This window comes from Sorangium sp. So ce887 (genome assembly GCF_051521455.1).
Lineage (GTDB): Bacteria > Myxococcota_A > Polyangia > Polyangiales > Polyangiaceae > Sorangium.
Genome location: NZ_CP150354.1, coordinates 6,136,267 through 6,158,412 on the forward strand (window position 1 = coordinate 6,136,267; position 22,146 = coordinate 6,158,412).

The 22,146-nt window shown below is 73.8% G+C and carries 18 protein-coding genes and 1 pseudogene; 6 read left to right on the forward strand and 13 right to left on the reverse strand.

Going from position 1 to position 22,146, the window contains the following annotated elements; all coding sequences use genetic code 11:
* Position 1 precedes the first annotated feature (1 nt).
* The 4 genes from nuoK to nuoE are packed head-to-tail and all read right to left on the reverse strand — an operon-like array spanning position 2 to position 2,799.
* Positions 2-313, reverse strand: a complete 312-nt coding sequence (gene nuoK, locus WMF36_RS22560; RefSeq protein WP_437581695.1) for an NADH-quinone oxidoreductase subunit NuoK — start codon at positions 311-313, stop codon at positions 2-4.
* A complete protein-coding gene (locus tag WMF36_RS22565; protein ID WP_437494356.1) occupies positions 310-963 on the reverse strand; it encodes an NADH-quinone oxidoreductase subunit J family protein in 654 nt (217 codons plus the stop codon). The genes nuoK and WMF36_RS22565 overlap by 4 nt, the downstream gene beginning before the upstream one ends.
* Complete coding sequence (gene nuoF, locus WMF36_RS22570) at positions 960-2,312, reverse strand: NADH-quinone oxidoreductase subunit NuoF (RefSeq protein WP_437581696.1); 1,353 nt, start codon at positions 2,310-2,312, stop codon at positions 960-962. The genes WMF36_RS22565 and nuoF overlap by 4 nt, the downstream gene beginning before the upstream one ends.
* 4 nt (positions 2,313-2,316) lie before the next feature.
* Entirely contained in the window at positions 2,317-2,799 is a 483-nt protein-coding gene (nuoE, locus tag WMF36_RS22575; RefSeq protein WP_437581697.1) for an NADH-quinone oxidoreductase subunit NuoE, read from the reverse strand.
* Positions 2,800-3,497: 698 nt separating this feature from the next.
* Between nuoE and WMF36_RS22580 the strand changes: the two are divergent.
* From WMF36_RS22580 to WMF36_RS22590, 3 genes and pseudogenes are all read left to right on the forward strand, one after another.
* Positions 3,498-3,563 (forward strand): annotated as a pseudogene (locus WMF36_RS22580) (zinc-ribbon domain-containing protein); the annotation flags it as partial.
* A gap of 45 nt (positions 3,564-3,608) precedes the next feature.
* Entirely contained in the window at positions 3,609-5,066 is a 1,458-nt protein-coding gene (locus WMF36_RS22585; RefSeq protein ID WP_437582072.1) for a hypothetical protein, read from the forward strand.
* A 12-nt stretch (positions 5,067-5,078) separates the two neighbouring features.
* On the forward strand, positions 5,079-5,534 hold the full coding sequence (locus WMF36_RS22590; RefSeq protein ID WP_437581698.1) for a DUF2752 domain-containing protein: 456 nt from the start codon (positions 5,079-5,081) through the stop codon (positions 5,532-5,534).
* 7 nt (positions 5,535-5,541) lie between these two features.
* Here the strand turns inward: WMF36_RS22590 and WMF36_RS22595 are convergent, their stop codons facing one another.
* A complete protein-coding gene (locus WMF36_RS22595) occupies positions 5,542-6,117 on the reverse strand; it encodes a hemerythrin domain-containing protein (RefSeq protein ID WP_437581699.1) in 576 nt (191 codons plus the stop codon).
* A gap of 153 nt (positions 6,118-6,270) precedes the next feature.
* Positions 6,271-7,230 carry a serine/threonine-protein kinase gene (locus WMF36_RS22600; protein ID WP_437581700.1) on the reverse strand — a complete coding sequence of 320 codons (960 nt, stop codon included), beginning with the start codon at positions 7,228-7,230 and terminating at the stop codon, positions 6,271-6,273.
* Positions 7,231-7,650: 420 nt separating this feature from the next.
* Between WMF36_RS22600 and WMF36_RS22605 the strand changes: the two genes are divergently transcribed.
* Positions 7,651-8,205: an exonuclease domain-containing protein gene (locus WMF36_RS22605; protein ID WP_437581701.1), complete on the forward strand. Its 555-nt coding sequence runs from the start codon at positions 7,651-7,653 to the stop codon at positions 8,203-8,205.
* Between the two features lie 19 nt (positions 8,206-8,224).
* Here WMF36_RS22605 and WMF36_RS22610 read toward each other — a convergent pair whose 3' ends face one another.
* Together WMF36_RS22610 and WMF36_RS22615 are read right to left on the reverse strand one after the other, a co-directional pair.
* On the reverse strand, positions 8,225-10,678 hold the full coding sequence (locus WMF36_RS22610; RefSeq protein WP_437581702.1) for a hypothetical protein: 2,454 nt from the start codon (positions 10,676-10,678) through the stop codon (positions 8,225-8,227).
* Between the two features lie 33 nt (positions 10,679-10,711).
* Entirely contained in the window at positions 10,712-12,661 is a 1,950-nt protein-coding gene (locus tag WMF36_RS22615; RefSeq protein ID WP_437581703.1) for an ImmA/IrrE family metallo-endopeptidase, read from the reverse strand.
* Between the two features lie 141 nt (positions 12,662-12,802).
* Here WMF36_RS22615 and WMF36_RS22620 point away from each other — a divergent pair, with 141 nt between their 5' ends.
* Positions 12,803-13,495 (forward strand): HAD family hydrolase, encoded by a 693-nt coding sequence (locus WMF36_RS22620; protein WP_437581704.1) that lies wholly within the window; start codon positions 12,803-12,805, stop codon positions 13,493-13,495.
* A gap of 37 nt (positions 13,496-13,532) precedes the next feature.
* On the opposite strand, the gene WMF36_RS22625 is transcribed toward WMF36_RS22620, so the two are convergent.
* Both WMF36_RS22625 and ileS read right to left on the reverse strand, forming a co-directional pair.
* Complete coding sequence (locus tag WMF36_RS22625) at positions 13,533-14,753, reverse strand: AAA family ATPase (protein WP_437581705.1); 1,221 nt, start codon at positions 14,751-14,753, stop codon at positions 13,533-13,535.
* Between the two features lie 295 nt (positions 14,754-15,048).
* Positions 15,049-18,990 carry an isoleucine--tRNA ligase gene (ileS, locus tag WMF36_RS22630; RefSeq protein WP_437581706.1) on the reverse strand — a complete coding sequence of 1,314 codons (3,942 nt, stop codon included), beginning with the start codon at positions 18,988-18,990 and terminating at the stop codon, positions 15,049-15,051.
* A 98-nt stretch (positions 18,991-19,088) separates the two neighbouring features.
* Between ileS and WMF36_RS22635 the strand changes: the two genes are divergently transcribed.
* Complete coding sequence (locus WMF36_RS22635) at positions 19,089-19,682, forward strand: Uma2 family endonuclease (protein WP_437581707.1); 594 nt, start codon at positions 19,089-19,091, stop codon at positions 19,680-19,682.
* 36 nt (positions 19,683-19,718) lie between these two features.
* Here the strand turns inward: WMF36_RS22635 and WMF36_RS22640 are convergent, their stop codons facing one another.
* The 3 genes from WMF36_RS22640 to WMF36_RS22650 all read right to left on the reverse strand — a co-directional run bounded on the left by WMF36_RS22640 (position 19,719) and on the right by WMF36_RS22650 (position 22,076).
* Positions 19,719-20,336 carry a thiamine phosphate synthase gene (locus WMF36_RS22640; protein ID WP_437581708.1) on the reverse strand — a complete coding sequence of 206 codons (618 nt, stop codon included), beginning with the start codon at positions 20,334-20,336 and terminating at the stop codon, positions 19,719-19,721.
* 31 nt (positions 20,337-20,367) lie between these two features.
* Complete coding sequence (locus tag WMF36_RS22645; RefSeq protein WP_437581709.1) at positions 20,368-20,685, reverse strand: tetratricopeptide repeat protein; 318 nt, start codon at positions 20,683-20,685, stop codon at positions 20,368-20,370.
* A 116-nt stretch (positions 20,686-20,801) separates the two neighbouring features.
* Entirely contained in the window at positions 20,802-22,076 is a 1,275-nt protein-coding gene (locus tag WMF36_RS22650) for a glycosyltransferase family 4 protein (protein ID WP_437581710.1), read from the reverse strand.
* Positions 22,077-22,146 lie beyond the last annotated feature (70 nt).

The window sequence follows — 22,146 nt, forward strand, 5'->3', positions numbered from 1 at the left end:
GCTAACTCCTCAGGAGATCGGCGTCGTCCGAGCGCATCGTCTTCCGGATGCGGTAGAACGCGAGCACGATCGCGAGACCGACTGCGGCTTCCGCCGCGGCGATGGCGATGACGAAGAAAGTGAAGATCTGCCCGGTGTGATCCTGCAGGTGCACCCGGTTGTACGCGACGAGCGTGAGGTTCACGGCGTTGAGCATCAGCTCGATGCTCATCAGGAGGACCAGCAGGTTCCTGCGCAGCAGGAAGCCCACCGACCCGATCACGAACAGCACCGCCGCGACAACGAGGTGGTACTCGATGGGGACGGAGATCATGATTTCGGCTCCTTCGTCGACAGGGTGAAGTGGCCCGTGAGGGCGCCCGGCTGCGGGTCCGGCGCCGCCGCGTCGCGCACGGGGACCTGATCGCGCGCGTCCGGCGACGCGGCCCCGGCCGGCAGCAGCGTGGGGTCGACCTGCTTGCCGCGGGCGACGGCGACGGCGCCGACCACGGCGACGAGGAGCAGCGCGCCCGAGAGCTCGAACGGCACGATCCCCTTCGTGAAGAGCTCGTGCCCGAGCGCCTCGATGGTCCCGAGCGACTCGGGGGCCTCCGCGAGGACCCGGGCCCCGGGCTTCGCGGCGCTCGCGACGAGGGCGAGCGCGCCGATGCTGCTGGCCGCGAAGACGCCGGCGCCCAAGTAGCGCGGCACCGCGGTGCGGGCGTCGCGCGGCGACGTCGCCGACGGGCCGAGGAGCATGATCACGAAGAGGAAGAGGATGACGACCGCGCCCGCGTACACGAGGATCTGGATCGCCGCGAGGAACTCCGCGGAGAGCATCAGGTAGAGCCCCGCGATGCCGACGATCGACGTGAGCAGGCCCATCGCGCCGCGGATCGGGTTCCGGGCCGCGACCGTGGCCACGCCGCCGAGGAGGACGAGCAGCGACGCCAGCCCGAAGAAGGCGAATTCGAAGATTTTCACGGCGAGAGCACCCCTGTCGACGACCGGCCCTTGGTCTGTATGTACGCCTCGAATTCCTTGCGGAATTTGCGCAGGAAGCCGAGCGCGGGCATCGCCGTGCCCTCGCCGAAGGCGCAGATGGTGTTGCCCATGATGTTGTCGGCGATCTCGTGCAGCCGATCGAGCTCCTCGATCGTCCCCTCGCCGTGCACGATGCGATCGAGGATCCGGTGGATCCACGCGCTGCCCTCGCGGCACGGCGTGCACTGGCCGCACGACTCGTGGCGGTAGAAGCGCATCAGGTTGTGCATCGCGAGGACCGGGCACGCCTTGTCGCTGAGGACGATGGCGCAGCAGGTCCCGAGCATCGTCCCGAGCGCGCGGAACGTGTCCACGCCGAGCGGCACGTCGAGCACGCTCTGGCCGTGCCACGGGTGGAGCGGCGACTTCTCGTTCGGGGCGTTGACGATCTCGTCGGCGCGCAGGATGGGGCACGACGAGCCGCCCGGGATGACCGCGAGCAGGTTGCCGTGCTTCACGCCGCCGCCGAAGTCGTAGATGAGCTCGCGGAGCGTGACGCCGACGCACGCCTCGAAGATCCCGGGGTTGTTCACGTGGCCGCTCACGCCGAAGAGCCGGCAGCCGCCGTCCTTCAGGTGGTGCAGCGCCGAGAGCTTCGAGAAGTTGTCGCCCCCGAGCTCGAGCGCCGTGGGCACCGCGGCGATCGTCTCCAGGTTGTTCACGGTCGTCGGCATCCCGAACGCGCCGAACTGGGCGGGGAACGGCGGCTTGAGCCGCGGCTCGCCGCGCTTGCCCTCGAGCGAGTTGAGGAGCGACGTCTCCTCGCCGCAGATGTACGCGCCGGCGCCCGTGTGGACGTAGACCTCGACGGGGTAGTCGATCCCGAACGGGCGCTTGCCGAGGTAGCCCTTCGCGCGCGCCTCCTCGATCGCGGCCCAGAGCCGCGCCTTCGAGAGGTGCAGCTCGTCGCGCACGTAGATGTACGCGGCGTGGGCGCCGATGCCGAAGCACCCGATGATGCACCCCTCGACGACGGAGTGCGGGTTCTTCTCCATCAGCGTGCGGTCCTTGAAGGTGCCGGGCTCGCCCTCGTCCGCGTTGATGACGAGGTAGTGCGGCTTCTCGGGCTTCGGGGGCCACGGCATGAAGCTCCACTTCACGCCCATCGCGAAGCCCGCGCCGCCGCGGCCGCGGATGTTGGCCGCCTTCATCTCCTCGACGAGCGCCTCGCGCGGCATCCCGAGGGCGCGCTTCGCCTGCTGATAGCCGCCGCCCTTCTCGTACACCGAGAGCTTGTGGCCGTCGGGCGTGTCGTAGTTCTTCGTCAGATAGCGCGTCAGCCGGAGCATCTCGTCACCTCGTCAACCGATCGAGGATCACGTCCACCTTCTCGAGCGTGAGGCCCTCGTGGTAGTCGCGATCGACCTGCATCATCGGGGCGGTGCCGCACGAGGCGAGGCACTCTGCGGTGCGCAGCGTGATCTTCCCGTCCTTCGTGGTCTCGCCCGCGTGGATCCCGAGCCGCTTCTCGCAGTGGTGGAGCACCGCGTCCGCGCCGCTCAGCGCGCAGCTCAGCGTCCGGCAGACCCAGACCTGGTGCTTGCCGACGGGCTCCTTGTTGAAGAGCGTGTAGAAGGTCGCGACCCCCTGGACGTGCGCCGCCGGGAGGCCGAGCTGCTCGGCGACCCAGCGGAGCACCCGTTCGGAGACCCACCCCTCCTGGCTCTGGCAGAGGTGGAGCACCGGGATGCACGCGGCCTGGCGGTTCGGGTAACGCGCGAGGATCTTCTCGAACTCGGTTTGCCGGTCGGCGCTCAGAGCAAATTTGTCGGTCATGTCCGCTGTTGGCACGGTCCGCTGGCTCCCTGGGCGCGCCGTGATTGAGGCGTGCCCGCTTCGACATGCAGTCGGGACCCCGCAAGGCGGGTCCCTTCCAACGAGGGTCTGCCCGGCAGAGCCGGGCGCTACCTCGTGCGCCTCCGGTGTAGAGGCGCCTGCCGGAGGCGGACAGCCCCGCGCACCGGCGGCCGGGCATTCGGTTGTCCGTCGTACGGAGCCGTCCCGAGGCGCCGGCACGCTAGTGAGCGACGGTGGTCACTGTCAAGGCGCGCCGGGGGGAAACCTCCAGCGAACCACGCAAACCCTCCCGCGGCCCAGAAAGGTGGCGCCTGCAGCAGCACGGGTGACAGGTGCCCCGCAGCCGCAGCCGACAGAGCGCCGGCCGGCCTGCCCCGACCACGGCGGGTCGCCGGCGCGCCGGCGACCCCCGGCGGCACGGCCTTCCAGGTGGTGAGCGAGGAGCGCGCGGCGTGCGGCTGCGGCGTGCGGCGTGCGGCGTACGGGGAGCGCGCTCGCTCGCGGCGAGAGAACGCCCTGGGTTTTCTGACGGAGAACGCGTAGCCTCGGGAGAAGTCCGCAGCGTTCTTCGTCTTTCACTTGAGAACCGGAACGCGCTTCAACTACCCTTCGCGCCCATTACGACGCGCGCAGGGCGCGGACATCCGTAGCAGCGAACCCCCCTCCGGAGGTGGTGCGTGTTCTGTCCGAATTGTGGGACGCAAAACTCGGAAACGGCGTCCACGTGCACGAAGTGTGGCTTCAACCTCAAGGGGGCGGCCGCACCGAAGTTCAAGGGCACCATGCTGATGAGTCAGCCGTCTTCGGGGGCCCCGCGCGCTCCTGGGGCGCCTCTACCTCCGGCGCCTCCGGCCGGCGCACCGCCGGGCATGCCCGGCGGCATCCCGAGCCCGCCGCAGGGCCTGGCTGGCACGGTGGTCGGCGTCCCGCCGGCGGGGCTCGGCGCTTCTGCCGGGCCGCCCCCAGCGCCGCCTCCGCCCGGGATGGGCTATGGATCGCCCCCTGGGGGACAGCAGCCCTCCGGTCCGTCCTTCGGCGGCGCGGCCGCGAGCCCGTCGGGCGGGTATGCGCCGTTCGGCCAGCAGCCCAACCAGGGCGTGAACCCGCTCGGCGGCACGATGGCGATCGACCAGCTGCCCGGGTACAGCGGGCCGGGCGGGCAGCAGTCGCCCGGCGGCGCGCCGGCCGGCGCGTTTCCGCCGCCCGGCGGCAGCTACGGTCAGCCCCCGCAGGGCGGCAGCCCCTTCGGTTCGCCCCCGGGCCAGGACCCGATGGGCGGGCTCGGCGGCGCGCCTCCCGGTTACGGCCAGCCTCCGGGCTACGGCCAGCCTCCCGGCTACGGCCAGCCTCCGGGTTACGGCCAGCCCCCGGGCCAGGACCCGATGGGCGGGCTCGGCGGCGCACCTCCCGGCTACGGCCAGCCTCCCGGCTACGGCCAGCCTCCCGGCTACGGCCAGCCTCCCGGCTACGGCCAGCCGCCGCAGCACAGCGCCAGCGGGTACGGTCCGCCTCCGGGCCAGGATCCGCAGGGCGGCGGCGGCTACGGCAGCCCCCAGGGCGGCGGCGGCTACGGCAGCCCTCAGGGCGGCGGCGGCTACGGCAGCCCTCAGGGCAGCGGCGGCTACGGCAGCCCCCAGGGCGGCGGCTACGGCAGCCCCCAGGAGGGCGGCGGCTATGGCAGCCCTCAGGGCGGCGGTGGTTACGGCAGCCCCCAGGAGGGCGGCGGTGGTTACGGCAGCCCTCAGGGCGGCGGCTACGGCAGCCCTCAGGGTGGCGGCGGTTACGGCAGCCCGCAGGGCGTGAGCGATCCGGGCGGCTACGGCGGGTCGCCAGCCGGCGGTCAGCTGTCGGCGCCCGGCCAGTTCGGCCAGGCGGCCAGCAACCTGGGCGTGTACGGCGGCAGCGGGTCGCTGGCCCCGGGCGGCGGCCGGGGCGAGACGCGCAACCCGGTCACGGTGTGCGTGATCGGGATGGTCTGCTTCGTCTACGCGATCTGGCAGCTCTGGGCGATGCTGAACGAGCTGCAGCAGGCGACGAAGGATCCCGAGTTCAAGCCCTGGTACGTCTTCATCCCGCTGCTCAACTACTACTTCCTCTGGGTGAAGGTGCCGGAGCAGGTGACCCGAGCCAAGCAGATGGCCGGCTCGCGCAACCCGCAGGCCGAGGGCATCGTGCTCTACATCTTCCTCCCGCTCTACGCCCTCGCGAAGGACCTCAACGAGGTCTGGGACCCGAACGCCGCCTAGCCTGCACCGCCGTTGTCGCTGTCCTGCCCGACCGACGCCCCTTCGCCCGCTCCACCGGCTCCGTCCCGATGGAGCGCGGCGCGTCCGGGCGGCCGCGCGGCGCGCCTCGGCGCGATAGCGGCGCTGCTCGGGCTCCTGGTCGCGTGCGGCGTCCCGCTCTGCCCGTTCGCGATCGTCACCGGCCACCCCTGCCCCGGCTGCGGGCTCACGCGCGCGACCCTCGCCCTCGCGCACGGCCACGTGGCCGAGGCGCTGCGATTCCACCCCCTCGCCCCGCTCATGGCGCCGCTCGTGCTCGCCGCGATCGCCTACAACGCCGCGATCTACGTGAAGGACGGCCGCATCGCCGCGACCGAGTCGGTGCAGGGAGCCTGGGTGACGCGGCTCGGCGCCGCGCTGGCGGTCCTGATGGTCGCCGTCTGGGTGGCGCGCTTCCTCGGCGCCTTCGGCGGCCCCGTACCGGTCTAGTTCCGTCCTACCGGCTCAGCACCCGCGGGCGCGGGGGCCCCTCGCCGCGGCGGCGCGACATGGGCCGGAGGGCGCGCAGGGTGTGGGTGCCGCGCCTCGGCCAGCCGCGCTGCGATCGCACGAGCGGGACGCCCGCGGGCACCCCGACGCGCAACAGCACCTCGTACGCGCGCTCGAGATCGCTGCCGATCACGTCGAGCTGCTCGTCCGTGAGGCCCCGCTTCGCCTTCGGGAAGATGACGCCCTCCTCCTCGTCGGCGTGGTGGGCGAAAACATCCCGCAGGAGCCGGAGGCGCGCCTCGAAGCGCACATCGGTCACGCGCGTGCGCAGCAGGTTGTCCGCCGCGAAGCGCGCCAGGCCGTGCTGCTCGTACGCGTCGTGGAGCGGCTTCCGGTCGCCGGCCATCCGCTCGGCACACACCGGGTAGAGGTACGTCTCCTCGATGCGCACGTGCGCGTCGATCATCCGGGAGAGCTGCGCGACCATCGATGTCCGCAAGCCCGGGCTGGGCTCGGCGGCGATGCGCGCCATCAGGTCGCTGACTTCGAGATGCTGCTGCTCCAAGAGATCGAGTGCGTCCATGGGGTTCCCCTCGCGTGAAGCTCACCGCGCCGCGTCGCCGCCCTTGAGCAGCGCGTGCACAGCCCGGCTCGCGGTGCTGCGTGGCGCGGCCCCCGTCGTGGCAAGGAGCGGGCCGGCGCTGGAAGGGACCGCGGACGCGCCGCGCGCGCGGGGCTACACCTGAATGGCGGCGAGCGCGTCGCGCATCGCCGAGGCGCCGGCGAAGCGATGGTCGGGGTGCTTGGACAGCGCGCGGGAGAGCACCTCGTCGAGCACGCGCGGGATACCGCGGCGCTCCCGCCGGAGGGGCACGGGCGCGGAGCGCACGATCGCGACGAGCACGTCGAGATCGCCCCGGCCGCGGAAGGGGAGCTTGCCCGAGAGGGCGTAGTAGATGAGCAGCGCGGCGGCGAAGAGGTCGCTCCGCTCGGTGATGGCGCGGCTGCGCATCGCCTGCTCCGGCGACATGAACCGCAGGGTGCCCACGAGCGACCCGGGGCTGTCGGGCGTCATGCCGTCGCCCGTGTCGACGCCCGGCTCGTGCGCGAAGCCGAGATCGATGAGCTTGATCGTCGGCGCCCCCTCCCCTGCCCCGGCGCCCGGCGCCCCGGGGACGAGCAGGATGTTGCCCGGCTGGAGATCGCGGTGGACGACCTTCGCCTCGTGCATGGCCGCGAGGCCGGCGAGGATCTGGTCCGCGAGGGCGAGCGCGCGGCCCAGCGGCAGGGGGCCGTTGCGCCGCACCTCCTCGCTCAGGGTGACGCCGTCGAAGAGCGGCATCAGGAAGAACGGGCGCCCGTCCGCGAGGCGCCCCTCGCCGAGCACAGGGCAGACGTTCGGGTGGTCGATGCGGCGGGCAAGCCGGACCTCGCGGGCGAACCGGCTCTCGATCCCCGCGTCCCCCGCATGCACGCGCCGGAGCACCTTGAGCGCGACCGGCTCCCCCGTCGCGACGCGGCGGGCCGCGTACACCGCGCCCATACCCCCCTCGGCGATGAGCCGCTCGATGTGCAGTCCGTGCTCTGTACGGCCGACGAGCGGGTCGACCGCCGCAGCCCCACATGCTGCCGGAAGCCCCGCCGCCACGCCGCCCGCCGCCGCCCCGCCGCGCGCCGCGGGGTGCGCCTTCGCCACCCCCCGGTCGCGGCCCGCGTGGCGGACGATCCCGGAACGAGGAGGCAGCTGTCGCTCCGAGGCGGGACCGGGATCCTCGGCGGCAGGTTCGGGGAGCGCCTCAGCGAAAGCGGACCTGTCCCTGACTGAACCGGAGGAGCGACGGAGCGGGGAACCAGGAGCCACGTAGAGAACCTCGTCAGAAATTACCTGACGAGTGTCCATGGACCAGGCCCTCCAAGCAAGGGGATTGGGCACCGAAACGACCGAACCACTGTAGGTGCTCTGCCGGCTTATGTCCCGTATCTACTCAGTTTTTACCCGGACAAAGCGAACCGCCCGAGGCGGTTTTGACTTGTCGGGAAAATCCCGAAAGAATTTGCGTCCCGATCGCCGTTACAATGCCAGCGTACTCATCACTACATGTAGGGGCGATGACAGATGGCGAAGCGTCTTGATCTCATCCTCGTGATCGACGTGGAATCGACCTGCTGGGACGGCGACCCGCCGCGGGGCGAGGAGAACGAGATCATCGAGATCGGCGTGTGCACGCTCGAGGTCGCGTCGGGCCGGCGGCGCGACCGGCGGTCGATCCTGGTGCGCCCCGAGCGCTCGCGCGTGAGCCCGTTCTGTACGGCGCTGACGACGCTGACGCAGGCGGACGTCGAGGCGGGCGTCTCGTTCAGGGAGGCGTGCGCGCTCCTGCGGGGCGAGCTCAAGGCGCAGGATCGCCTCTGGGCGAGCTACGGCGACTACGACCGGCGCATGTTCGAGCGGCAGAGCCAGGCGTCCTGCGTGCCCTTCCCGTTCGGGCCGAGCCACCTCAACGTGAAGAGCCTGTTCGCTGTGACGCACGCGCTGTCGCGCGAGGTGGGCATGGCCGAGGCCCTGGAGCGCGTGGGCCTGCCGCTCGCGGGCACGCACCACCGGGGCACCGACGACGCGTACAACATCGCGGGCCTGCTCGCGCACCTCCTCCTGGCCGCGCGGCGGTGAGGCCGGGCGCGCCGCGCGCTCACGCGATCGGCGCCGCCTCGGGCACGTCGGGCTGCGCCCCCGCGGCGCCCCGGGCCGGCTGCGCGCTATGGGCGGCGGCGGCGGCGGCGGCGGCGCTCGACGGCCCCCGCTCGTCGTCGCCCACGGCGGTCGCCCCGGCCGCTGCGGGCGGCACGGCCGCCGCGGCGAGGAGGTACACGAGGCCCGCGCCGAGCAGCAGGGCGCTGTAGCCGAGGTGCATCGCGCACAGGGCGCCGAGGGCCAGCGCCGTCGCGCCGGCGAGGGCGCAGAGCGACCAGCACCAGGGGAGCAGCACCGGCGCGATCGAGGCCACGAGCTTGACCCCGAGCGGCGCGAGCGAGCCCGCGAGCAGGCCGAACGGCACGAGGATCGCGACGGCGAGGAGCGCGCGCGGGATGGACCCGAGCCCGAGGCTCCACCGCGCGAGCGGGACGAGCCCCACCGCGGCGAGCGCCGCGGCAACGACGAGCGCCTCCGCCACCCGCGCGGAGGCCCGCGTCGCGGCGTCCGGCGCCACGCGGGCGGTGAGCAGCCCGCCCACGCCGGCGGAGACGAGGAGGATCGCGAGGACGGCCGGGAGCTCGTGCGCAGGCAGCTCGAGCAGGAGGAGCCCGTGGCGGAAGACGGCGAGCTCGACGAGCGCGAAGCCCGCGCCGATCGCGGCGAAGAAGAAGAGCGCGCGGGCGCGCGGCGGCGGGGGCGCGGAGCCGGGCCCCACAACGTCGCGCGCCGCGGCGTCGCGCCGGAGGCGGCCGACGCGCGCGGCGAGCACCGGGAGCAGCGCGGCGAGCGCGAAGAGGCCCGCGCCGACGACAAGCAGCGCCGAGAGCGCGAAGAGGCCCGCGTGCTCGGCGCGGAGGGCCCCGAGGTCGCCGAGCACCGCGGGCAGGCGGCGCGCCGGGACGGTGTACGAGAAGAACGGCCTGTCGTCGGTGGGCGTGGGCGGCGTGAGATCGGCCCCCGCGCCGGGCGCGCGCGCCCCGGCGGCCGCGACGAGGAGCCCGCGGCTCGGCGTACCTGGACGGTCGGGGGCGAACGCCTCCGAGAACTTGTGCCGGCGGCAGTGGCGGCGCAGCGCCTCGACGTCCTGGCGCGCGAGCGGCGTGCGCCGCGCGAGGAGCGAGGTCCTGTGCGCGGCGGTGCACGCGAAGAGGTGGTCCCTCGGCTCGGCCGCGCCCGCGTGGCGCAGCGCCGCGGCCGTGAGGGCGAGCAGGCGATCGAAGTCGACGTCCGCGCGGCTCAGGACCAGCGTGCCCTCGGGCAGGAGGCGCGAGAGGAAGTCCCCGACGCCCTCGACCGTGTGGAGCCGGCTCTCCGACAGCGCGAGCGCGCCGGTCGTCGACGCCTCGGCGGTCTCGGCCGACGGGATCACGATGTTCCGGAAGAGCAGCGGCGTGCGCCGGGCGAAGCTCCGCCCGTCGCCCAGCACGAGGTGGACCTCGGGCTTGTCGAACAGGTGGCCGTTGAACGCGGCGTACCGCCCGCGCATCACCTCGACGACGCCGCGGTCTCCCTCGACGGCGACCACGTGCTTCTGCCCGGCCTTCAGCGCGGCGCGCACGTCGCGCCCGCCCCCGGCGCCGACGACGAGCGCCGGGCCCTGGTCCTTGTGGAGCGCGTACGCCATGTCCTCGGGCTGGGGCGGGGGCGACGTCTTTGCGTCGAGGATCGGGCTCTGCGCGGCGCTGCCGAGCCGCATCATCGCCGTGCCGGCCCTCGGGCGGTCGACCGTGATCAGCGAGCGCTCGCTCCAGGCCTCGTGCTCGGTCCGGTCGGGCGCGCCCCGGCGGAGGCCGGCGAGCCGGAGCCACGGGGCGCCGAGGTCGCCGGCGAGGAGCACGAAGCCGCCGAGCACGAAGGTGGCGACGAGGCTCCCCGACGCCCGCTGCTCGCCCTCGCGGCAGCGCGACCCGAGGTAGAAGAAGACGCCCGCCACCGCGAAGAAGATCGCCGCCGCGAGCGCGGCGCGGGGCGCGCCGGCGCGGATCGCGACGGCCGCCGCGAGCCCGCCGAGGGCGCCGCCGGCGAGATCGAGCAGGTAGAGGCGGGGCATCTCGGACGCGGCGTGCCGGATCGCGGCCGCGAGCGCGAGGCCGGCGAGCGCGAACGGGACGGTGGACGCGGCGTAGAGCAGCGCGTGCCACGGGAGCGACCCCGACGCGGGCCCGCGCTGCGCGAGCAGGATGATCGCGGCGAGCGTCGCGCCCGACGCGAGCGAGGAGAGGGCCGCCATGCGGGCGAAGAGGGCGGGCGGGCGGACCAGCGACGGGGCGAGGTAGAGCAGCGCGCCGCCCGCGCCCGCGCCGACGAGCGGCAGCGCGAGCGCGACGAACGCGTGGGGCTCGCCGAACAGCGCCGCGCAGATCCGCGTGAGCGAGATCTCGAGCAGGACCGTGGCGCACGCGAGGGCTGCGACGCCGCTGAAGAGGCCGCTCCGCTGGGAGACCCGCATGGGCCCGCTCCTACCACAGCGTGGAGCGGTCGCTCACCTCTCTCGACCGAGCGGGGCGAGCGGCCACGGCGCGAGCAAGGGCACGGGGCCGCTCGGCCGGAACCCGGGCGCGCCGGGAGGGCTCACCGCCGCGGCCCCCGCTCGAGCGGCCTCCGCGCTTCGCGGCGCGGGCCCGCCGGGGCGCGGCGCCGGCGGCGCGCCGCTCTGCGGGCCCAGGCGCGGGTCCGCCGCGCCGCTCTGGCGGAGCGCGCGCGCGCACTCGTCGACCGTGAGGCGGCGCGGCCCGTACGCGGAGGCGTTGGCCGCGTCGGCGTCCATCAGCCGGGTCGGGGTGTCGATCCCGAAATCGTCGGGGTGCCCCGGCTCGTCGAGCAGCACGTGGCCGAGCTCGTGCGACAGCGCGAACGAGGCGCGATCCGCGCGCAGGCCGGCGCGATCCTCGATGATCGTGTTCCGGATCGCCCCCCCGTCGGCAAAGATGAACGACTCGCCGATGCGCCCGCCGCCGGCGAAGCTCGGGACCATCACGACGTCGACGGTCGCGGGGTCGCCGTCGTCGAACGCCTTGATGAGCGCGCGCTCCTCGACGGTGCCGGCGATGGCGTCCGTGTCGGTGAAGTGCTGCAGGCCGTCCTCGAGCTCCACGGCGCCGATGCACGCCGTGAGCGTGGCGTCGGTGCTCAGCGCGCCCGACGCCGGCGGCTCGATCGTCGCGAGCGCGCCGCCGGGGCGCCGCACGAGCACGTCGGTGGTCCCGTACGCGCCCGCGCCGATGACCGGGTTGTCGGAGAGGCGCACCGAGAACCCCGCGGCGCCGATCGCCGCGGCGACGGCGCGGGCCGCGGCGCCGGGGCGCATGCGGGGCCGGATCGCCGCGGTCACCTCGTGGCCGTCGACGCGCACCCGGATCGCGCCGCCGCTCGCCGGGAGGCCGTGGTCGCAGCCGATCGCGAGCAGGTGCGGGCGCGGGGGGTCGACGAAGGTGATGTCGAGCTCCTCCAGCGGGCCAAAGCTCACGCCGCACGCGCCCCAGAGGGCGTTCGCGCGCTCGACCTCCGCCCGCGCGATGGCGATGGCGCCCGCGTCGTCCCCGCCCATCGGCGGCGGCCCGCCGGCGCGCGGCCGCACCATGAGGATGCGGAGGCGCGCGCGCGTGCGCCCGAGGGGCCCGAGCGGCGAGGCGCGCGGGCCGGCGATGCGGATCATCTGGAGCTTCGACCCCCCGGGCACGGCGACGACGAGCGCCCCGCCGACCTCGCCCTTCACGGAGCGATCGGCGATCATCGGGTGGTTGCGATCGATGTCGTCGGCGACCGCCCGGAGGGGGCGCGTCGAGCCGCACACGAGGCCCGGCGCGACGTCCGGGGGGCACGGGACGTGGCCGAGCGGCACGCTGGACAGCCGATCGATCGCCTTGCCGGACGGCGCCGCGGAGTGGACGTCGAGGGTGAGCGGCAGATCGTCGGGCGCGCCGATGACGAGCAGCCGGATCGCGTCGGGATCGTCGAGGTTCCCGAGCGGGTCGTCGCCGAGCCGGTCCGGGGGCGTGCGCTGGAGCGAGGCGTGGGACCGCGCCATGTCGATGCGCCTTCCAGCGCCGTCGATGGCGCGGACCTCGAATGCGCTGATCGTCCGCGTCGTACCGAAGAGGGCGACCTCGCTCCGCCCCGCCCGGACGGCCTGGATCTCGACGCGGCGCGCGCTCGCGGGGATCGCGCCTCCCGGCTGGACGGGGCTGCCGTCGACGAGGAGCCGCAGGCCGGCGGGGATCGCGGCGGGCGCCTGGCTCGCGCCGCGCGGCGCGCGCAGCGCGAGCAGCTCCGGGGAGGGCGGCACGCGGCCCTGCGCGCCGTCGGGCACGCCGTCGGCGTCGTCGTCGTCCTGATCGACCACGACCACCGCGGGCCCGGCGTCCGCGGCGGAGCGCTGCGGCCCGAGGAGGGCGCCGAGGAAGACCGAGAGTGCCGTCAGCCGGCCGTTCATGGATCGCATCGCCTTGTCCGCTCGCCCTCCTCGACCAGTCTATCGCGCCTTCGTCCGGGCGCCGCTCGGGCCCGCGCGGCGGCCGCGCCGTCGGGAGCCCTCCGATGGCGGTGCGTCCGGCCCTGCGCCACGTGTCGCGCCATGGTCAGCGTCAGCGCCGTCATTTTCGGTGTCGACGGCACGATCCTCGACACCGTGGATCTGCACGCGGCCGCCTGGCAGCAGGCCTTCGGGCGGTTCGGCCGAGAGGTCTCGCGGGAGAAGCTGCGGAGCCACGTCGGCAAGGGCGCGGACCAGCTGCTGCCGGTGTTCCTTTCGCCCGAGGAGATCGGCTGGATCGGCGCGGGGATCGCGTCGCTGCACGACCGGATCTACGAGCGCGAGCTCCTCCCGGGGGCGCGCGTCTTCCCGAAGGTGCGCGAGCTGTTCGAGCGCGTCGCGGGCGACGGGCGCCGGATCGTCCTCGCCTCGTCGCTGCCGCGCCGCGAGCTCGACGCGAGCACCGAGCGCGCCGGGGTGGGCGACCTTGTCTCGTGGGCGGTGTCGGCGGACGACGCGGAGAGGTCGAAGCCGCGCCCTGACATCCTCGAGGCGGCGCTCGACCGGCTGGGCAGCGTCGATCCGCGCGAGGTGGTCCTCGTCGGCGACACGCCGTCCGACGCCGAGGCCGCGGCGAAGCTCGGCATCCTGACGGTGGGGCTGCTCTGCGGAGGCTTCCCCGAGATGGAGCTCGTCGAGGCCGGGTGCGCGGCGCTCTACCGCGATCCGGAGGACCTCCTCGCGCGGTACGACGCATCCCCGCTCGCGCCGCGCAGGGAGCGGCTCGCGGGGTAGCGGCGCCGCGGGCGCGGACCACGGCGCGCGGGCGGGCTCACGGGACACGCGGCGGGTGCTCGGATCGCGCGGCCTGGGCGCGCTGGCGCTCCGCGGCGCCGAGCTGCTCGTGGAGCGCCTTCCGCTGCGGCGCGTCCACGAGCGACGCGGTGGTCGAGCCGTCGCGGAGCTCCACCGAGTAGACGGATTCGAGCGACAGGAGGTCGAGGAGCGCGGGGCTCTCGGTCGTGAGCAGGAGATGGCGCTGGGCGGAGGCGCCGCGCAGGTACTCGATCAGCGTCGGTAGCGCGCCGCGATCGACGCCCGCGTCGGGGTGCTCGAAGCCGGCGAGCACGAGCGGGGGCTCCTGCGAGAGAGCGGTGACCATGGCGGCCACCCTCAGCGTGGCGTCCGGCTCGTCCGCGGCGGCGCGCCAGCGCTCGCGGCCGCCTTCGTCGACGCCGTGGCGCAGCTCCGGGACGAGGAGCCCGCCGGACGAGGACGCGCGGGCGCCGTCGATGTCGCCGGTCACCTGCGCGAGGCCGGCGAGGAACTGTTCGCTCCAGCGCTCTTTCTCGAGCGCGCGGAGGACGGAGCCCCAGTTCTCGCCGCCCGCGCGGAGGCGGCGGGACGCGCTGATTTTCTGGGGCGAGCGGAGGGTGCGCGGCGCGAGGGAGTAGAGGACCGCGCGGCGCAGCTCGTCGAGCATCGGGGTGAGCGGTCCATCGGAGAGCAGCGGCAGGACGAGCCTGGCGCCGCTCACGGCGATGGGGGCGACCCCGCGGTAGGCGAGCGTGCCGCTGCGGCCCTTGTCCTTGCGCGAGAACCCCTTCGGGCTGCCCTTGAGCCGGTCGAAGGAGACCTCGGGCGGGTCGGTGCCGGCGTCGAAGACGTCGCGCAGGCCCGGCTTGACGAGCCGCGTGAGCGCGCTGCGCTGCCACCACGCGGCCGTCTCGCTCTTGACGCGCGGCACGCCGTCCCGGTCCCCCGGCGCGAGTTGCACGAGCCAGAACCCGTGGCCCTCGGTCCTGGAGACCGCGACGCCGAGGGTGGTGAGCGCGCCGTCCCCGCAAGGGCGCTGCAGCGCGCCGCCGCCGCGCCGGCTGGCCGCTGCCTGATCGAGCGCCCCGTTCGCGCACTCGGCGAGGAACCGCACGGCGTCGAGCAGGCACCCTTTCCCTGCGCCGGGCGGACCGACGAGCGCGGTCAGCGCGCCGAGCGTGAGCTCGAGGCCGGCGCCGATGGTGCCGTAGTTGCTGACGTAGATGTGGGTGATCATCCAGGGAGATCCGGGGGAAGTTGTCGACGCTCGGTGGACGCTGCCACCTTCACGCCACGGAAAGATCCTGGCGTCGGTGCCGGCAGTCCTCCCTCTCGGGCCGGTGATACGCGGCCCGCGGTGCCCTCCTGAGAATCCTCGATGCTCCCCACCCGACGAGGATCATCGAACGCCTCGTCAGCGATGGCCGCAACAAGATCCGTTCAGGCGGAGCGCCGCCCCGCGAGGCAAGGCGATCGCCCCCGCAGGATAGTAACGCCCGATACGGAATCGCGGAGGTGCCCGAGGGCCGCGGTCACGCCGTGCGCGCGAGCGCGATCGCGAGCGCCTCGCCGTCGACGTTGACCTCGCGCCGCTCGGCCTGTCCCCACGCCGCGGGCGCCGCGCCGAGCACGAGCTCGGCCGCGAGCGCCTCCTGCATGAGCATCTCGCGCGCCGCCCCGGCCACCTCGCGGGCCCGCTCGCTGCCGTCGATCGCGAGCCGGATCCGCTCGGTGAAGCCGAGGTCGAGCTCCTTGCGCAGACCCTGCACGCGCGAGAGGATCTCCCGGCCGAGCCCCTCGTCGCGGAGCGCGTCCGTGAGCGCCGTGTGCAGCACGACCACGCCCGCGCGGCCGCCGGCCGCCGCGAACCCCTCGCCCGCCTCGACCGCGACGTCGATCTCCTCGGGGCCGAGCTCGACCTGCTCGCCGTCGAGCGCGATCGCGATCTTGCCCTCGGTCGCGAGCGCCGCGCGCAGCGCCGACGCGTCGGCCTTCGCGAGGACCTGCTTCGCGAGCTGCACCTTCTTGCCGAGCTTCGGACCGAGCGCGCGGAAGTTCGGCTTGAGCACGTAACGGACCGCGCTCCCCTCCTGGCCGGGCTTCAGGAAGCGCACCTCGTGGACGTTGAGCTCCTCGGCGATGAGCGGCACGTGCTCGGCGAGCGCCGCCGCGAGGCCCTGCTGCGACAGCACGATGTCCGCGCGCGCGAGCGGCTGCCGCACCTTGAGCCTGTTCGCCGTGCGCACCTGCAGGCCGAGCGAGACGAGCTCGCGCACGGCGCGCATCTCGATCGCGAGCGGCTCGTCCACCGCGGCGGCGTCCGCCTCCGGGAAGGCCACGAGGTGCACGCTCGCGGGCTGCGACGCAGGCCACGGCCGCCGCACCAGGTTCTGGTACACGGCGTCGGCGAGGAACGGCGTGAACGGCGCGCTCAGCTTGGCGATCGCGACGAGCACCTCGTACAGCGTGAAGTACGCGTCGCGCTTGTCCTGGGCCGCGCGCACGGCGCCCGGCGCGACGTCCAGCAGGTCAGCCGGAGAGGACGGCGAACGCCGATCCTCGACACACGTCGGGGACGGGGCCCAGAAGCGCGCGCGGCTCCGGCGGACGTACCAGTTCGAGAGCGCGTCCACGAGATCGACCAGCCGCTGCGCGGCCTCGTACAGCCGGTACTCGTCGAGGTGCGCCGTCACCTCCCGCGTCGAGAGCGCGAGCTCCGAGAGGATCCACCGGTCGAGGAGCGACCGCTCCTTCGCCGGCCGGTAGCCCGCGCTCGCCGCGAGCGCCGCGGGCGACGTGTCCCTCGCCTCGGGGTTCCCCTCGGCGGGCGAGAAGCCGTCGATGTTCGCGTAGATGGTGAAGAACGAGTAGACGTTCCGGAGCTTGACCGCGAACTCCTTCTGGTACGCGCGCACGTTCGTCAGCGAGTGGCGCGTGTTCGTCCACGGCGGGGAGGACGCGTAGAAGAACCAGCGGAACGCGTCGGCCCCGGGCGCGGGCGTCGTCGGGTCCTCGATGGTGACGCGCTCGGGCTGAGCGAGCCGCGGCACGTCGTTCGGCATCACGGAGAGCGCCCCCTGTCCGGGCGTGAGGCCGAGCCGGTCGAGGTCGGCGTCGGAGAGCGCGACGAGCCGCCGCGGCATCCCCTTCTGCGGCCGGAGCTCCATCGCGATCGGCTGCGCCTCGCGATCGGCGCGGTACATCCGCACCTTCGCGGTGTCGCCCGTCAGGTCGAGCCCCTCGTAGTCCTCGCGCGCGATGAGCGCGACCCCGTCCTTCGGCTGGGCGCCTTTCAACCAGGTCGGGGATCCGCCTCCGCGGTCCCCTCCGACATCAGCCGCCCGCACCGCCGCGAACTCCATCCGGACGCGCTCGAGGATGACCTCGGGCGGCGTGTAGTTGCCCTTCGACTTGCTCTCCTTCTTGCCCTCGCGGTCGCAGACGTGCCCCAGCACGACGCACGTCCTGTACGGGTGCGGGTAGGTCCGGATCCGCGACAGCCCGAGCTTCTCCTGCGTCGCCTCGTCGAAGACCAGCGTCGAGACCATCAGCAGCGAGTAGAACCAGCCCCGCGTCTGGTCGATCGCCTCGCTGATGAAGTCCGCCGGGAACGCGCGATCGAACAGCTCCTTCGAGCCCGGCGCGTGCGGGTAGCCCCACTGCGCGAACGGCATGCTCCCGCTGTCGAACCACGCGTCGATGACCTCGGTCACGCGCCGCATCTCGCCGCCGCACGTCGGACACGGGAAGGTCACCCGGTCGATCCACGGCTTGTGGACGATGAGGTGGTCGTTCAGGCTCGGGTCGGCCTTCTTCGCCTCGTGGAAGTGGTCGAAGGCGCGCGGGTTCAGCGCCTCGATCTCGGCGACCGACGCCGGGGCGAGCTGGTGCTCCTCGCTGTTCGCGCAGACCCAGACGTTGAGCGGCGTCCCCCAGTACCGCTCGCGCGAGAGCGCCCAGTCGACGTTGTTGGCGAGGAAGTCGCCGAAGCGGCCCTCCTGGATGTGGGGCGGGAGCCAGTGGATCGCGCGGTTGTTGGCGATCGCCTTGTCGATGTTCTCGCGCGTCCTGATGTACCAGGCGGGCCGCGCGAGCTGGATCAGCGGGTCGTCGTCCGCGCGCCAGCAGAACGGGTAGTCGTGCCGGTACTTCTCGTCGTGGACGAGCAGGCCGCGGGCCGCGAGATCCTTGAGGATGAGCGGGTCGGCGTCCTTCACCCAGAGGCCCGAGAACGGCGTGAGCCCCGGCTCGAAGGTGCCGTCCGGCCGGACCGCGCACAGCATCGGGACGTCGCCCGCGGCGCCCGGCTCGGCGAGATCCGCGATGCGCCGCTTGTGCGCGTTGAAGTCGTCCTCGCCGAACGCGGGCGCGATGTGGACGATCCCGGTGCCGGAGTCGAGCGTGACGAAGTCCGCGCCGAGCACGACCCAGTAGAGCGGCTCGTCCTTGCCGTCCTTCCTCCGCAGGGTGGCGCCCTCGAGCGACCTCGTGAAGCTGTCGAACGGCGGGCGGTATCGCTTGCCGATGAGCTCGCTCCCCTTGAGCTCGCGGAGCACGGGCAGGTCGCGCTTGAACTTCTTCGCGAGCTCCTCGCGCAGCGCCGCGGCGACGATGAGCTTCCCGGCCACCGGCGCCGCCCCGCCGCCAGCGTCCGCCGACGCCCCGGCGTCCACGACGACGTAGTCGAACTCGGGCCGCACGGCGGCGTAGCCGTTCGAGGGCAAGGTCCACGGGGTGGTCGTCCAGGCGCAGAGCGCTGTGTCGGGCTCGTCGACGAGCGGGAACGCCACGAACACGCTCGGGTCGTCGACCGTCTTGTAGTTCGAGCCGACCTCGGCCGCGCTGAGCGCCGTGCCGCCCTGGGCCCACCACCAGCACACGCGGTGGCCGCGGTAGAGCAGCCCCTTCCCGTGCAGCTGCGAGAGGGCCCACCAGACGCTCTCGACGTAGCTCCGGTGGTAGGTGACGTAGGCGCTGTCGAGGTCGACCCAGAAGCCGATCTTGTCGGTCAGGCTCTCCCACGCCTCGGTGTACCGGAAGACCGAGTCGACGCAGCGCGAGATGAACGGCTCGACGCCGTAGCGCTCGATGTCGGCCTTGCCGTGGATGCGCAGCTCCTTCTCGACCTCGACCTCGACCGGCAGCCCGTGCGTGTCCCAGCCGGCCTTCCGCGGGACGTCGTAGCCGCGCATCGTCTTGTAGCGGGGGAAGACGTCCTTCACGGCGCGCGTGAGCACGTGGCCGTTGTGCGGCATGCCGTTGGCGGTCGGCGGGCCCTCGTAGAAGACGAACGTGCCCCGGGAAGGGCCGGTGGCGCGGGTCTCGGCGCGGAGGGTCTTCTCGAAGATGCGGTGCTGCTTCCAGAAGGCGAGGATCTTCGCCTCGTCCGCGGGGAAGTTCAGCTCGGTCGCCACCTTGTCGAACAGGGGCTCGTGCGGGCCGCCGGTCGGTTTCTTCGAGGACGCTTCGGACATGGCTCGGCCTAGTAGCAAGGCAGATTGCCAGCGTCGAGGGAGGCGCTGGGGCCGGCGCGGAGGCGCGCGACGAACGGCAGGGGTGCTAGGATCGGACGATGAGCGCGCAGCACCCGCTATTTCCAGGCAATGCGCCCGCGGTCGAGGCCGCGTTCCAGGCCGTGCCGGACGAGATGGTCGCCGAGATCCTCGACGGGGAGCTGTACACGTTCCCGCGGCCTGCGCGGCCGCACACGCGGACGGCGTCGCGTCTGAACGTGAGCCTCGGGGGTCCGTTCGATCTGGGTGCTGGTGGACCAGGAGGCTGGGTCATCCTCGTCGAGCCCGAGCTCCACCTCGGGCCGAGGCCCGACAAGGTCGTCCCCGATCTCGCCGGCTGGCGCCGCGAGCGCATGCCCGACGCGCTCGGCCCCGAGGACGCGCCCGCGCACTACGACATCGCGCCCGACTGGGTGTGCGAGGTGATCTCCCCGCGCACCGAGCGCGTCGACCGCGGCAAGAAGATGCGGATCTACCGGCGCGAAGGGGTCCGCCACGCGTGGCTGATCAACCCGGTCGCGCAGACGCTCGAGGTGTACCGGCTCGACGACGGCCGGTTTTGGCTGCTCGATACCCACGAGGGTGACGAGGCCGTGCGGCCCGAGCCGTTCGAGGCGATCGAGCTGCCGCTCGCCGCGCTCTGGGCGCGGTAAGTCGCCGCCGGACGGGGCCGGGCGCGGCGGCGCAGCTCACCCCGCGCGCGGCGCCGGCAGCGCGCCGTCGAAGTCGGCGCGGATGGCGGCCACCCCGTCCGCGCCCGCCGCGAGGCAGGCTGGCGCCGAGGCCGCGTCCACGCCGCCGAGGGCGATGAGCGCGACGCCGCGCGGAGCCGCCGAGAGGCGGGCCCGCGCCTCGCCCAGCGCGGTGAGCCCGAGGGGCGGGCCCTTGCCGGGCGTCGCGAAGATCGGCGAGAGCACCGCGGCGTCTGCCCCGGCCTCCGCCGCGCGGAGCGCCTCGTCCACGCTGTGGCACGCGACCGAGACGAAGACGCCGGCGCCGAGCAGGGCGCGCGCGTCGGCCACCGCGACCGAGCGGCGGCCGAGGTGCACGCCGTCCGCGCCCAGGAGGAGCGCGAGATCCAGGCGATCGTTGACCAGAAACGAGGCGCCGATCGCGGCGGTGGCGTCGCGCAGGCGCCGGCCGAGCGCGTGGAGCGCCGCGCCGGAGAGCTCGGGGTCGCGCAGCTGCACCGCCACGCGGGCGCGGGCCTCGGGCGGCAGGGCGCCGAAGGCCGAGAGCCGCGCGAGCAGGACCGGCTCCGGTACGTCCGCCGTCTGGGCGATCAGGGTCAACCTCGGGGTGAGCATGGCCTTCCTCCAGCGCGAAAGCGGCGGCGCCTCAGCGGGCTCCGTCCCCCGGAGCGCGCCCGCCCGGAGCGCCCGTGTCGCCGAGCGCCTCGAGGTCCTGCCGGGCCATCCGGGCGAACCGGCTGGAAGGATACCGCTCGACAAGGAAGCGCAACGTATCGATATGGGCGCGGCGATCGCCGTTCGCCTTGAAGCGCCCGGCCAGGTCGTACAGGGCCTCGCTCGGATCCTCGTACTGGCGATGATCCGGGTCGACATCGCTCGCGCACTGGTACGGAGCCCGCGCGACGGCGGCGAGGAGCACGAGCGGGCCCAAGGCCGCGCGGAAGCCGGTGAGCACGAGCGGCATTGGCCGCTGAACGGGCGCGAGCGTCAAGAGGGCGCCGCGCCCGCGAGCCATCGCGACCGCCGCGGAGGCCGCGCCCGCGAGCCGCCGCGACCGCTGCGCCCCGCCCGATCCTCCTGTCAGCTCAGCGGGGCGCCCGTCCGCGGTGCGCCGCTCTCGATCCCGCTCTTCGGGGCCGGGACGCTGAAGGCCACGTCGTCGAGCTCCTGCCCGCCCGCGCTCGGCCGGCGCGCGCTGCGGATCGCGCGCAGGAGCGTGTCGTGGAGGGCGCGCGCGCTGTCATCCCAGTCGCGCCCGCCGGCCAGCTCCGCGATCCGCGCCGGGTCGTAGTCGTGCCGCGCGGCGCGCAGCAGCGCGTCCGCCAGCGCGCCCTTGTCCCCGGGCGGGATGAGCTCACCGAGCTCCGGGCTGTGCAGGACGTCGGGGATGCCCCCCACGGTCGTCGCCACCACGCGGCGCCCCGAGGCGAGCGCCTCCAGCACGACGTTGGGGGTCCCCTCGTGCAGGCTCGGGAGCACCAGGGCGTCCGAGGCCCCGAGCCACAGCGACACCTGGTCGTGCGGCAGGTAGCCGGTCACCGTCAGCCGGCCGCCCAGCCGGGCGGCGGCGGCCCTGCACGCCTGCTCCTCGGCGCCGCTGCCCACGAGCGTCAGCTCGATGTCCGGGTGCGCGGGCGCGAGCCGCTCGAACGCCGCGACAAGATCGAGCACCCCCTTGTCACGGTTCAGGTGGCCGACGAAGACGAACAGCTTCGAGCCCGGGGACCGGCCGAGCGCCGCGCGCGACTCGGCGCGGCTGCGCGGCTGGAACAGCTTCGCGTCGACGCCGTTCATGATGACGTCGATGCGATCGCGCGGCACGCCGAGCGCCGCGACCCCGTCCGCGAGCTTGCGGCTGACCGCGACCACCCGGGTCGCGCGGGTGAGCCCCCAGCCGAGCGGCCGCCGCAGCCGCCGGTCGCGCGGGATCACGTCGATGTCCGAGCCGTGCACCTTGATCACCACCGGCACCCCGAGCAGCCGCCCCAGGCACACCGCGGCGAAGCCGTCCGGGTAGGCGAAGGCCCCGACGATCACGTCGGGCGACGGGCCGCGCCCGACGAGCTCCGGGAGCATCGACGCTGCATACAGCGGGCCGTTCAGGGCCGGCGCGACCCTCGGCACGTAGAGATAGCGCGGGTGCCGGACCGGCAGCCCATCGATGACCTCCTCGCGCGGCGCGCTGGCGCCGACAGGCCACTTCGAGAGCCGCTCCATGCCAGGGAACCACGGGATCGTCGCGAGCACCCGGACGTCGCAGTAACGCGACAGCGCGGCGAACTGGCGGCGATTGTACGGCGCCTCGTCCGGGTGGACCGCATTCGGGAAAATTTTCGTGATAAGCAAAACGCGCATCCGCCGCAAGAGCTCCTCCTGTCTGATCGATCCGAGGCAGTGAGCGCCCCGACAAAGGCTGTTGTTGTGT

Coding starts and splice junctions, on each gene's coding strand:
- WMF36_RS22595 (WP_437581699.1), bottom strand. CDS start 6,117: ATGGACGCACTCGATCTCTTGGAGCAGCAGCATCTCGAAGTCAGCGAC.
- WMF36_RS22650 (WP_437581710.1), bottom strand. CDS start 22,076: ATGCGCGTTTTGCTTATCACGAAAATTTTCCCGAATGCGGTCCACCCG.
- ileS (WP_437581706.1), bottom strand. CDS start 18,990: ATGTCCGAAGCGTCCTCGAAGAAACCGACCGGCGGCCCGCACGAGCCC.
- WMF36_RS22610 (WP_437581702.1), bottom strand. CDS start 10,678: ATGCGGGTCTCCCAGCGGAGCGGCCTCTTCAGCGGCGTCGCAGCCCTC.
- nuoK (WP_437581695.1), bottom strand. CDS start 313: ATGATCTCCGTCCCCATCGAGTACCACCTCGTTGTCGCGGCGGTGCTG.
- WMF36_RS22640 (WP_437581708.1), bottom strand. CDS start 20,336: ATGCTCACCCCGAGGTTGACCCTGATCGCCCAGACGGCGGACGTACCG.
- nuoE (WP_437581697.1), bottom strand. CDS start 2,799: ATGACCGACAAATTTGCTCTGAGCGCCGACCGGCAAACCGAGTTCGAG.
- WMF36_RS22615 (WP_437581703.1), bottom strand. CDS start 12,661: ATGAACGGCCGGCTGACGGCACTCTCGGTCTTCCTCGGCGCCCTCCTC.
- WMF36_RS22605 (WP_437581701.1), top strand. CDS start 7,651: ATGGCGAAGCGTCTTGATCTCATCCTCGTGATCGACGTGGAATCGACC.
- nuoF (WP_437581696.1), bottom strand. CDS start 2,312: ATGCTCCGGCTGACGCGCTATCTGACGAAGAACTACGACACGCCCGAC.
- WMF36_RS22635 (WP_437581707.1), top strand. CDS start 19,089: ATGAGCGCGCAGCACCCGCTATTTCCAGGCAATGCGCCCGCGGTCGAG.
- WMF36_RS22645 (WP_437581709.1), bottom strand. CDS start 20,685: ATGCCGCTCGTGCTCACCGGCTTCCGCGCGGCCTTGGGCCCGCTCGTG.
- WMF36_RS22585 (WP_437582072.1), top strand. CDS start 3,609: ATGAGTCAGCCGTCTTCGGGGGCCCCGCGCGCTCCTGGGGCGCCTCTA.
- WMF36_RS22625 (WP_437581705.1), bottom strand. CDS start 14,753: ATGATCACCCACATCTACGTCAGCAACTACGGCACCATCGGCGCCGGC.
- WMF36_RS22620 (WP_437581704.1), top strand. CDS start 12,803: ATGGTCAGCGTCAGCGCCGTCATTTTCGGTGTCGACGGCACGATCCTC.